Source organism: Wolbachia endosymbiont of Nomada ferruginata, from assembly GCF_001675785.1.
Taxonomy (GTDB): domain Bacteria; phylum Pseudomonadota; class Alphaproteobacteria; order Rickettsiales; family Anaplasmataceae; genus Wolbachia; species Wolbachia pipientis.
On sequence record NZ_LYUY01000039.1, the window covers coordinates 1 to 11,663 of the forward strand.

At 34.7% G+C, this 11,663-nt stretch carries 10 protein-coding genes; 6 read left to right on the plus strand and 4 right to left on the minus strand.

All coding sequences use genetic code 11. The features are described 5' to 3' along the window. The 3 genes from BA053_RS03185 to hemA all read left to right on the plus strand — a co-directional run. Positions 1–1,005: ankyrin repeat domain-containing protein (locus BA053_RS03185; protein WP_218914962.1), on the plus strand; the 1,005-nt coding region annotated here is incomplete at its 5' end. 2 nt (positions 1,006–1,007) lie between these two features. Further along, on the plus strand, positions 1,008–3,905 hold the full coding sequence (locus tag BA053_RS08495) for an ankyrin repeat domain-containing protein (RefSeq protein WP_065094481.1): 2,898 nt from the start codon (positions 1,008–1,010) through the stop codon (positions 3,903–3,905). A gap of 71 nt (positions 3,906–3,976) precedes the next feature. After that, complete coding sequence (hemA, locus tag BA053_RS03195) at positions 3,977–5,191, plus strand: 5-aminolevulinate synthase (RefSeq protein ID WP_065094480.1); 1,215 nt, start codon at positions 3,977–3,979, stop codon at positions 5,189–5,191. On the opposite strand, the gene BA053_RS03200 is transcribed toward hemA, so the two are convergent. From BA053_RS03200 to BA053_RS03215, 4 genes are all read right to left on the minus strand, one after another. Continuing rightward, positions 5,154–5,861, minus strand: coding sequence for an inositol monophosphatase family protein (locus BA053_RS03200; RefSeq protein WP_065094479.1), 708 nt, complete (start codon positions 5,859–5,861; stop codon positions 5,154–5,156). The two genes, hemA and BA053_RS03200, sit on opposite strands and share 38 nt — an antisense overlap. A gap of 8 nt (positions 5,862–5,869) precedes the next feature. Then, complete coding sequence (gene efp, locus BA053_RS03205) at positions 5,870–6,436, minus strand: elongation factor P (protein ID WP_006279719.1); 567 nt, start codon at positions 6,434–6,436, stop codon at positions 5,870–5,872. A gap of 62 nt (positions 6,437–6,498) precedes the next feature. Then, positions 6,499–7,005 carry a ribosome maturation factor RimM gene (gene rimM / locus BA053_RS03210; protein WP_006279718.1) on the minus strand — a complete coding sequence of 169 codons (507 nt, stop codon included), beginning with the start codon at positions 7,003–7,005 and terminating at the stop codon, positions 6,499–6,501. A 14-nt stretch (positions 7,006–7,019) separates the two neighbouring features. Then, complete coding sequence (locus BA053_RS03215) at positions 7,020–8,195, minus strand: aspartate aminotransferase family protein (RefSeq protein WP_065094478.1); 1,176 nt, start codon at positions 8,193–8,195, stop codon at positions 7,020–7,022. A 65-nt stretch (positions 8,196–8,260) separates the two neighbouring features. On the opposite strand from BA053_RS03215, the gene BA053_RS03220 reads away from it, so the two are divergent. From BA053_RS03220 to recF, 3 genes are all read left to right on the plus strand, one after another. Beyond that, positions 8,261–9,688 (plus strand): sensor histidine kinase, encoded by a 1,428-nt coding sequence (locus tag BA053_RS03220; RefSeq protein ID WP_065094477.1) that lies wholly within the window; start codon positions 8,261–8,263, stop codon positions 9,686–9,688. A 189-nt stretch (positions 9,689–9,877) separates the two neighbouring features. Beyond that, complete coding sequence (gene bcp / locus BA053_RS03225) at positions 9,878–10,345, plus strand: thioredoxin-dependent thiol peroxidase (protein ID WP_065094483.1); 468 nt, start codon at positions 9,878–9,880, stop codon at positions 10,343–10,345. Between the two features lie 16 nt (positions 10,346–10,361). Next, positions 10,362–11,441: a DNA replication/repair protein RecF gene (recF, locus tag BA053_RS03230; RefSeq protein ID WP_065094476.1), complete on the plus strand. Its 1,080-nt coding sequence runs from the start codon at positions 10,362–10,364 to the stop codon at positions 11,439–11,441. Positions 11,442–11,663 lie beyond the last annotated feature (222 nt).

Below are 11,663 nucleotides of genomic sequence, written 5' to 3' on the forward strand. Positions count from 1 at the left end.
TGTTGGATATTTTTTCCTCATCTCTTACCTCAATATTCTTTCTTTATATACTACGTATTCCTTGGTTTGTGGACAACCTCTGATATCATTCCTAAAAGTTTAGCCTTTGATAAATTGGTAGATATTATAAATAAAGCAAAAAATGGTGATTATACGAATTTGGATGAAGTTATGGGTAATATAAAGGAAGAGAAAGATGACATACCTATTAACCCTGATCTTAAAGATCTGAAGGATTTTTGCTCACAGCAACTTAATTTGACGGCACAAACAGATCATGAGCGCGTGCGTAAAGTGCTCATAGAAAAAATATATAAAAAAGAGAATGGTACGGTAAAAGAATTGGTACTTCTAGCCATTGCAGCTAATGATACGCTTGTGGAAAGATGTGTAAAGATGCACGAAGGTATATTATTCACGCAAGATGAAGAGCTTGATAGTCTGCTTATTGGTGCTGGTAAGAGATGCTATATTAAATTTTTGTTAGAGCATTTAGAAAAAGAACTAGATTCTATTCTATCTTGGCGTGGTATATGTGAAAAGCTTAAAAGGGCGTCGTCAATTGGCAATCAGAAATGCGTGGAAGCGATACTAGATAAATTTAAAGATACTGAGAGTAGAGATCCTGCTATAAAACTTTTGCACTATGCTGTAGAAAAAGGCGATTATGATTTAGTAAACTCACTTATTAAAAATGGCGCTGATGTTAATATTCAAGATAGGAATAACAAAACAGCTTTACATTATGCCGTTTCCTCTTATGGTGACATTCAGAATGTTAATAAAATGGTAATGTTGCTTGTTGAAAGTGGTGCTAAGATTGACACTCAAGATAGCGATGGCAAAACAGCTCTACATTATGCTGCTGCTTCCAATAAGGATGAAATAGTAAGGTTGCTTTTAAAAGAGGGAGCTAATGAGGAAATTAAAGATAAATCTGGTAAGACATTTTTAGACAGGGAGCTAATGAGGAAATTAAAGATAAATCTGGTAAGACATTTTTAGACATGGTAGCTTCAGGAACTAAATCATTCCTTCTTAACGTGTTACACCCAGGAGGGCTTTTGCATCATGCTGCTAAGGAAGGTAATATTGACAGGGCTAAAAGACTTCTTGCGAACGGTAAGGATGTTAATGCTAAAAATAGTCATCGTGAGAGTCCTTTAAGTGTAGCTATTAAAGCAGGTAATCTGGAAGTAATAGAATTGCTTGTGAATAATGATGCTGTTATAACTGAAAAAGCCATACAATATGCACGAGGTGTTTATGAAAAATGTGAGGAAGATAAAAAGCAAGCTCATTTAAGCGTATTAACGTTTCCTGTGAATATTCATAATGAACAGCTATTTAAAAAGGCCATTGAACAAGGTGATCTGAAAAAAATAGAATCGTATGTAAAGAAAGGTGCTGTTATAACTGAAGAAATTGTACAATATGCAAAAGATGTTTGTAAAAACTATAAGGAAGATAGAAAGCAAGCTCATTCAAGCGTATTAAAGTTTCTTGAGAAGACTAGTAAAGATCAATTTAAAAAAGCCATTGAAGCAGGTAATCTGGAAGTAATAGAATTGCTTGAGAGTAAGGATGCTGTTATAACTGAAAAAGCCATACAATACGCACGAGGTGTTTATGAAAAATGTGAGGAAGATAAAAAGCAAGCTCATTCAAGCGTATTAATGTTTCTTGTGAATATTCATATTAGAGCGGCCATTAAACAAGGTAATCTGGAAAGAATAAAATCTCTTGTAAAGGAAGATACTGTTATATCTGGAGAAATCATACAATGCGCACAAAATGCTTGTAAAAATTGTAAGAAAGATAAAAAGCAAGCTCATTCAAGCGTATTAACGTTTCTTGTGGATATTTATAATGAACAGCTACTTAAAAAGGCCATTGAACAAGGTGATCTGAAAAAAATAGAATCGTATGTAAAGAAAGGTGCTGTTATAACTGAAGAAACCATACAATACGCACGAGAGGTTTGTAAAGACTATGAGGAAGGTAGAAAGCAAGCTCATTCAAACGTATTAACGTTTCTTGAGAAGACTAGTAAAGATCAATTTGAAAAAGCCATTGAACTAGGTGAGCTAGAAAGAGTTGAATTGTTTGTAAAGAAAGGTGCTGTTATAACTGAAGGAATCATACAACACGCACAAAATGCTTATGGAAAATGTAAGGAGAGAAGAGTTTATATAGCGAAGTATCCAGGCGGAATGAAGGCTGAGGAGCAGAATCGTGCAAAAATACTAAATTTTTTTAAGGATAATGTACAATCAAATAGTAACTTAGTAAATGGAACTGCAGCCTCAAGTCAAGTAGTGAATGAAGAAGATAACAATCAATCAGAAAATCCAGGACTTGAAAGTGCTGGCAGTAAGCAGCCACAAGAAAATGTTGACAAAGGAGAAAATATTATGGATAATGAAAAGGCTTCAATAGAAGAAGCTATAGGTAATAATTATAGGAGGGGTGAAATGTCTAAAAATAAAAAAAGTATAAAGCAGAAATCGTTTAGTGTTGATGATAATGTTATCTACGATGTTGAGCGGATGAATGATTTTCTAAAAAGCAATAATAATAAGCTTGTTTTGAGCAGAGTCCTAAGCCAAGTAAATGTTAAACTTCAAGAGAAGGGGAACACTGACGGTCTAGCTTCTACTAAGAAGAAAAAAAAAGATACTCAGAAAGGAAAACTCTTAAAAGTTAGAGAATTGCTTACAGAAAAGATCAGTAACATTGAAATGAATGCTAAGGCTGCTGTATCATCAGTAACTGATGTTAGCGCTACTACAAGTAGTCACGAAGCTCCTGTTAATATTGATGATGAGAAAAAACAAGCTCATGCTCAACCTGCTGAACATGTACCAGAAGAAAGTGCAAAACTTAAGGCACAGCCTTCTAATACTCAAGAGCAACAAGAAGTTTCTGAGACTCCAGTTCCAGAACAAACGGATGATATTGAAAGTTTAAGTACACAGGACGCTCTTGTTCCTCAAAGTAAAAGTGCTACCGTGTTATCAATTGATGGTGAGGATAAACAAACTCCTGTTCAACCGGTAGAGTCTGAAAGTAAAGGTGATCAACAAGGTTCACCACCACTTTCACCACAGAGTTCTGCGAGTGGTGATGTTGAAGGTACAGAAGCCTCTGCTAATGCAGCAGTAACTACGCCTGAAGAAGCACGTAGTCTTGTGAGTGATGGTGAGCATGATAAAATCGTGTCTAAAGAGCACCAAGATGATGCACTAGAAAAAGATTTAATAGATTTTTCAAGTGATGATGGCAATAGTCCTCTAGGAGATCCAGTACCTACATCAACTAACGAAATCCCTGGACAAGAAGATGGTACTCAAACTACCACCAGGCAGCAAGAACCGAATCCAATTCCAACACCTACACCGGTGCCAACGCCGAACCTAACACCAACACCGAATCCAATTCCAACACCTACGCCGGCGCCAACGCCAGGACTGACACCGGATCTAACACAAGATCCAATTCTAACACCTACGCTGGTGCCAACACCGAATCTAACACCAACACCGAATCCAGTGCCAACACCAGAACCAGTGCCTTCAGTAGCTAACAACAAATCTGAGCAGGTGAATGATACTCAAACCAATGGCGGGTTGCCTAATAATTCAGGCAAAAATAATGCTATTCCACAAAATACAAAAAGTAGTAAGCTGCCTGTTATAGCTGCTTCTGCACTTGCAATAGCTGGTATTATTTCAGGGGTGGCTGTTGCAGTTTACTTGGAAATGTTAGCGGTAGGAATAGCAGTTGGAGCTGGTTGTCTTATTGTAGCTATAGTTACCTACTGCTATAGGCCTAAAACCTTAATTGAAAACGATAAGGTCGAAAAGGTTGATGATATGCAAAAAAGTACACCTTGCTGTAGCTGACGATGAATAAATATAGTAGTCTATCGTTTAATAATTTATTATAATTATGTTAATTATTAGTGAATAAAAACTTGGTAAACTACGAAGAAATATTCTTGAATAAAATAAAAGATATAAAAGATGAGGGGCGCTACCGTGAATTTACGCACTTTGCGTCATTACCAGGTAGGCTCCCCCACATTATGGACTATGAAAGAAATAGGGAAGTAATAGTCTGGTGCAGTAATAACTATTTGGGAATGTCACAAAATGAGAGTGTAATTGCCGCTATCCAAAATTCATCTGTTGGTGCTGGAGGAACAAGAAATATATCTGGTACAACAAAAGAGGTTGTCGAACTTGAAAAATCCTTAGCTTGTTTGCATAAAAAAGAGGCTGCTTTAACTTTTGCTTGTGGCTACCTCGCTAACCAGACAACACTTAGCACTTTATCGTCTGTTATTCCGGGCGTAGTAATTTTTTCAGACGAGAAGAACCATTCTTCGATGATAGAAGGCATAAAATCAGGAAAAAGGCCAAAACATATATTTAAACACAATGATGTTAATCATCTAGAGCAGTTACTCAAGTCTATAGACAAAAAGACACCAAAAATAATAGTACTTGAATCCGTATATTCAATGGATGGCGATATAGCGCCGCTTGAAGCGATATGTGATCTTGCAGATCAACATAATGCAATTACCTATTTGGATGAGGTGCACGCAGTTGGCATGTATGGTTCACATGGTGGCGGAATTGCAGAAAGAGAAGGTCTGATGGATAGAATAACCGTTATTCAAGGTACACTATCAAAGGCTTTTGGAGTGATGGGTGGGTATATAGCGTCTTCAAAGAGCTTGGTAGATGTAATAAGAAGTTCCGCTCCAGGATTTATTTTTACCACTGCTATGTCGCCTGTTTTAGCAGCGGCAGCAAAGGCAAGCGTTGAGCACCTAAAATCGAGCAACATTGAAAGGGAAAAGCAAAAGCAAGTCGTTGAAAAAGTAAAAAACTCACTGAGAAATGCAGGAATTAACTTCATTCCAACAGAAACTCATATAATTCCAATAATAATTGGCAACTCAGAGTTATCCAAAAAAGCATCAAAATTATTATTTGATGAGTATGGAATATATGTTCAACATATAAATTACCCGACAGTTCCAAGAGGAACTGAGCGTTTCCGTATTACCCCTACACCTTATCATACCGATGAAATGATAGAACATTTAACAGAGTCTCTTGTAAAAGTTTTCGAAAAGCTGTCTATTTCTGTAGCCTGTTTGCAATATCATCAGCAATAATTAACCCATTATTTTCTGTTAACCTTCCACCGCTTTCTTGCAGGAAAAGCTTACCGAGTAAAGCCTTATATTGATTAATTCCAGAGTAAATTATTCCACTGTGCCTTCCTGCCGCAAGGTATGCAAAGCCTAAAATTGTTGAACCTATGGAGCGTACATTACTATTGCCAGGCAGCAATTTATTTAACAAATTACCACTTACATCTATTAGACCCCCTTCACGGCTTTTCACTCGCATTTTTACATGACGAGATCTAAAATCCTCAAGAAAAGCACCTTTCTTTTCTTCTGCCCAAAAAGTTTCTCTAAGAGCCGGAGCATCAATTACAGCTGCCACAACTTTATTTTTATGAATGAGACAGACTGATACTGCAAAATAAACCATGCAACTAGAAAAGTTCTCCCTGCCCTCTATAGGCATAATAAACCAGGTATAAGTGTTATCTTTTACTTCTTGATCAGTATCATCTTCAAAAATAAAACCATAGTCTCGTTTGTAGTCGTGCAAGCAATCGTATATGGTTTGCTTGGATTTTGAATAAGTTTTATTAATAAAGTCTGCTGATTTAACATTAGAAATTTGCAATTCATTAAAATCGCGCATAAGCTGCTTGGAAGCATTACGCACAGAATCAAGCATCACATTAATTCGTGGTGATGAGAGGGACATTCTTCCTTTTACTCTTTCACTCTTTCATAATAGCTGTCACCTGGAGTATATACTACAATTTTATCCTCTTCTTTTATAAATTGAGGCACGTTAACGCGCATTCCGTTTTCCAAAATTGCAGGCTTATAAGAAGCAGTAGCAGTTTGTCCTTTAATAACAGACTCTGTTTCTTTCACAGCAAGTGTAACATAATCAGGCACATGCGCAGAAATTATTTTGTCTTGATAAGCTACAACTTTAATTTTCATGTTATCCTGTAAATAAATTTTTTTTTCTCCCAATAAGTCCAAATTTATAGTGATTTGCTCGTAATTACTTGGATGCATAAGATTTACAATGTTTCCTTCAGTGAAAAGGTAAACATATTCCTCTTCATCTAAAATTGCCCTTCTGATTGTTGCATCAGAACGAAATCTTTCATAGTGTTTTGCTCCGGTCTTGATATTTTTCATTTCAGCTTGTATGTATGCACCACCTTTACCAGGTTGAGTATGCATAATACCTACAACCAAAAATAATCCGCCGTTATGTTCCAACACCTGACCTGGTCTAATATCGTTAGCTCTTTCTGCCATAATTACATTTTCAGTTTGATCTTACAATTATAAATAGCTTTATATAAATATCAAAGTCTTTATTAGTCAATAAATTCTGGTATATTTAATACTATATACCTCCCCTTTATATTTATATGTGGAAATATCTCTTTAGTGAAAGACAGCATAATACGTTTTTTTGTGCTGATAACTAAAATTTCTAATATATCCCCTGAGCCGAAATTATACACAGATTTTACATAGCCATATAATTCATTACTTTTCAGCCTTACTTCCATATCTACAAGGTCACTTTGGTAAAATTCATCCTCATCATTTAGCTCTGGTAACTTGCTTCTTTCTATATATAGCTTCTTATTCCTTAAAAGCTCTGCTTCATTACGGGAATTTACTCCGCTTATTGTAGCTATTACTAAATTATCACCTATGACGGATACTGAGTCTATTTTATAATTCTCATCACCACTTATTAGCTTACCATATAAGGAGATATTTTCAGGCTTTTCAGTAAAGGTTTTTACTTTAACAGCTCCTTTAATTCCGTGAGGAGAGGTAATAATTCCTAAGCATACCAGATTGTCGTTCATATTAATGCAAGTATCTAATCAGAAGATTTCTCAGATAAATATTGAGTCAAAATCTCGATGCCTTCATCAATCTCTTTTTCGGTGATAATGAGTGGAGGTAAAATTCTCACAACGTTATCTGATGTTACCCCAACAGTAAGCAAGCCGCGATGACTTAACTCTTCTGCAAACTTTTGATTGTCTGCTTTCACTTTTATTCCAAGCATTAACCCTTTCCCTCTTACTTCCTCTATTATTGGAAATTTACTTGCTAAGTCTTCTAGTTTATTTTTTAAGTATTTACCTCTAATTTCAACATTTTTCAAAAAGCCGGGGCTGAGCAATTCTTCGAGCACAGCATTACCTACTGAGGTTGCAAGCGGATTGCCACCAAAAGTGGAACCGTGCATACCAACTGCCATATATTTAGCAGCCTTTTCAGTTGCAAGACAAGCCCCCAGCGGAAACCCCCCGCCTATTCCCTTTGCAAGAGCACATATATCAGGTTCCACTCCTATATGTTCGTATGCGAATAATTTTCCTGTCCTACCAGCACCGCATTGTACGCAATCAAAAAATAACAATATGTCATTTTCATCACACAGCCTTCTTAGTTCTTTCATAAAGACTTCATTCATTACTTTGATACCACCTTGCCCTTGTATTGGTTCTATTAATATAACGCCTATACCACTTGAAATTGCTTTCTTTACGCTCTCAATATTGGGCTCGATGTTATCACACCAATCAATGTAGGGATTTAGTAATTCAGAAAATTTCTGTTTATCGTTTGTAGCACAAGTTAAAAAGGTTCTTCCATGAAATGCACCATGAAATGTTAAAATTCTGTGACGATTTTTATTGCCTTTTCCATTTTGATAGATCCTAGCAATCTTAAGTCCACATTCTACTGCCTCTGATCCAGAATTTGAGAAAAATACAGTGTCAGCGAAACTATTGTTTATTAATTTTTCTGCAAAATTATTGGCAGCAGGTATATTATAGGTATTTGATATATGCCATAATTTTTCTCCTTGCAATTTAAGAGCACTAATTAATCGCGAATTAGTGTGACCTAAGCTACTAACGGCTATTCCGGAGTGAAAATCTACGTAGCGCTCACCATCAACATCATATAGGTAGATACCTTTGCCATGAGAAAAATTTATATTAACAGGAGAATAAACTGGCAAAATAGGAGAAATTGTCATAAAATATTATATGCTAAATTTTATTATTAATAACATAAAAACCGTTGTTTCACAATAAGAAGGATATGTATAAGCTAGGTAAATTGATGTTTTCTGCGTTGAAGAAAAACAAATACACAAAAGTTATTGTATTACTCTCATCGATCTTTATGATTTTATTCAGTGTGATATATTGTAATCATTTACTAAGGAGTAATTTCCTTTCTTCTTACCGTGATTCAAGTGTAAACTTAAAAAGCGTACTGGAAAATGGCATAATAAAAAAATACCATTATTTACTAATAGAAAAGCATCACATTAAATACAAAAATTTTGACTACATAAACCAACTAGTAAAACTACGTGCTGAATTATTACAATCAGTGAGCAAAGTAAAGGATTTCAGCTTAATACTGTATGATCAAAACGGCAGAATAATATTCAGTAATTTTAACACTCAAGATTATGATTATGAACAGTTACTTACAAACGATGAAATTGATAAACTATTAAGTAACCAAGAAATATTTTATACTACAGGAAATACATCAACTTCTATTTTCCCTATATTCCATGAAAATAGCGTTAAACCGTCGTTTTTTTTGAAGATTCTTCGAAACTACAATAATTCTTATGTTATAGCATATGGCCTGTTTTTAACATTTTTGGGCCTATTATTAATAATCTTAATATTAATAATGTTCTATTTGCACTTTTCTAATACCCAAATGCTAGCCAAGCAACATAAAACTAACATTGAATTACAGCAGATAAAAGAGACATTAGAGCAAGAAAATGCAAACAAGCTAAAGTTTTTTGCAAGCGTTACACATGAATTACGCACACCTCTTAATGCTATTATTGGATTTGCGGAGTTGATCAAAAATAAAACTTTAGGTTCAATGGATAATTCTCAATACAAGGAGTATGCAGACGATATATATAATGCAGGAACACACTTACTTACCTTAATTAATGATGTGCTCGATTTTTCTAAAGCTGAATCAAGTAGTTTAACAGTAGAAAAAGTGAAGTTTAACCTGAACAAAATAATGGATTCATGCGTAAATATGCTATTACCTAAATTAAAAGAAGCCGGGATTAATTTAAAAAAAGAGATGACTAATAAACAATTATTAGTCATTGCAGATCCCAAGAGAATGAAACAAGTTATAATAAATTTATTATCAAACTCAATCAAGTTTACTCCCAAAGATGGTTTAATAAGAATGGTGATAAAAGAAAATATAGAAAAAAACTTATTAACTATTGAGTTTCATGACAATGGAATAGGAATAATGCAGCAGGACATATATAAAGTTATGTCTGTTTTTGGCCAAGCAGATTCGGGGTATAGAAACGAAGGTACGGGCATCGGATTACCGCTAAGCAAGAAATTAGTAGAGTTAATGGGTGGAACTTTTGACATTAAAAGTGAAGCGAAACTTGGTACTACGATAACATTGAACTTCTTTTATGAAGAACAAACATGTGAAGATTCGATTGATTTTTAATAGGATCTATTTGATATGGCCTTACATCAGACGAAAACCACACTTTATCAAAAGCGGCAAGCCGAGAAGGTAGGCAGAAATTCATCAATAAGCCCCCATCAAGAATCTTATCTGTTAGCTATATATAAAATTTGATACTCTGACTACAATATACTACTATAGATGGAAGTGTTATTAATGGAGCAAGGTATGGAATTAGCAGTAGGAAATAATGCACCCGATTTTAGCTTGCCAGCAGATTCTGGTGAAAATTTATCACTGAGTGAATTTTTTGATAAAAAAAATGTAGTTCTTTATTTTTATCCTAAAGACGATACTCCGGGTTGTACAATGGAGGCAAAAGGCTTTAGAGATAAAATAGATGATTTTTCTTTCCTTGACACAGTGATAATTGGTGTATCAAAAGATAGTGTTAGATGTCACACTAACTTCAAAGCAAAATATTCTCTGCCGTTTTCTTTAGTTTCTGATGAGAATGCTGAAATGTTGGGAAAATATGGTGTTTGGGTAGAGAAAAGTATGTTTGGCAAAAAGTATATGGGAATAGAACGCACTACTTTTTTAATAGATAAAAAAGGTAAAATAGTGAAGATCTGGAAAAATGTAAAAGTTAGTGGACATGTTGATGAGGTTCTGGAAGAAGTAAAGAGAATATAAACTAAAGAATAGGTTAATGGCTACCCATTGCTACATAAAAAAGCTGAAATTACATAATTTTCGTAGCCACTCAAACTTTGAACTGGATTCAGATGATAGCTCAGTTGTAATAACTGGCAAAAACGGTATTGGTAAAACTAATATACTTGAAGCAATCTCGTTGCTTGCTAAAAGCAATGGAATGAAAAAAGCAAAAGCCAGTGAGATACAAAATAGATTCAGTAATGAAGATTGGGTAGTGCACTATGATTTTTTTAATGGGATGGATTTTAATTCAATTGGTATCGCAAAGAGTTTTGATAAGAAACTAATACAAATTGATGGAAAAACGCAATTGAGTTATTCATCTTTGTATAAGATATCCAATGTAATATGGCTGATTCCACAAATGGACTATGTTCTTCTTAATTCTCCAAGTGACAGATTAAAATTTTTAGACCGTATAGTCTCACTGTTTGAGGAAAATTACACTTGCTGCTACATGAAACACAGAAAAGCTAAACGTGAGCGAAGTAAACTGTTGAGAGAGAACACCTTGGACGAAAATTGGCTCTCTAGTCTTGAAAACATAATGGCCGTTAATGCAGTTAGTATTTTACGTATGCGATCGTCTGTTTTAAAGACACTACAAGACACAATTGATAACCATTCCAGTGAGTTTTTTCCGAAGGCAAGTTTGAAATTCAGCAGCCAGCTAACTTTGGACGATACTGCAGAATATTTTCAGAATCGTCTAAAGGAAAACAGAGAAAAAGATTCATTGACTGGTAGAGTAACCTTTGGTGTGCATAACGATAATTTTCGGGTTTTTTGTCAAAAAAGAAACGTACCAATAAATCTGTGCTCCACTGGAGAACAAAAGTTATTACTGCTTTCTATTATTTTATCCAGTGTAAAAGCAAGGTGTATTCATTACAATAAGGCACCACTTCTTCTACTTGATGATATAATGTCTCATCTGGATAAACATTACAGAAAGGCGTTAATGGAGGAAGTGTTAAGTATTCAATGTCAAACTTGGATAACTGATGTAAATCAAGATAATTTCAATAGCTATCTTTATTCTTTCAAGTTTTTTGAATTATCAAATGAATAGTACCTCTTTCAAAGCTCATACAGGCAACTCCCAATTGTAAATTCCGGCAATTAAACCTCAAACCAAAACATTTCTGTTTTTTTTACTTTAAATTAAATGCAAAAGTTACTTTACAAACTTCGCCAGTCCCCTTATCATGAAACTGAAGCTATTTATTTATCTTCGCAATCTCTGCAGTGGATTAATGACAAAAAACTTAATGTATTTGGCGTAAATCATGCT

Excerpts from the sequence above, each read along its gene's own strand:
- rimM (WP_006279718.1), bottom strand. The coding sequence starts at position 7,005 with ATGAACGACAATCTGGTATGCTTAGGAATTATTACCTCTCCTCACGGA.
- BA053_RS03200 (WP_065094479.1), bottom strand. The coding sequence starts at position 5,861 with ATGTCCCTCTCATCACCACGAATTAATGTGATGCTTGATTCTGTGCGT.
- BA053_RS03215 (WP_065094478.1), bottom strand. The coding sequence starts at position 8,195 with ATGACAATTTCTCCTATTTTGCCAGTTTATTCTCCTGTTAATATAAAT.
- recF (WP_065094476.1), top strand. The coding sequence starts at position 10,362 with ATGGCTACCCATTGCTACATAAAAAAGCTGAAATTACATAATTTTCGT.
- bcp (WP_065094483.1), top strand. The coding sequence starts at position 9,878 with ATGGAATTAGCAGTAGGAAATAATGCACCCGATTTTAGCTTGCCAGCA.
- BA053_RS03220 (WP_065094477.1), top strand. The coding sequence starts at position 8,261 with ATGTATAAGCTAGGTAAATTGATGTTTTCTGCGTTGAAGAAAAACAAA.
- efp (WP_006279719.1), bottom strand. The coding sequence starts at position 6,436 with ATGGCAGAAAGAGCTAACGATATTAGACCAGGTCAGGTGTTGGAACAT.
- BA053_RS08495 (WP_065094481.1), top strand. The coding sequence starts at position 1,008 with ATGGTAGCTTCAGGAACTAAATCATTCCTTCTTAACGTGTTACACCCA.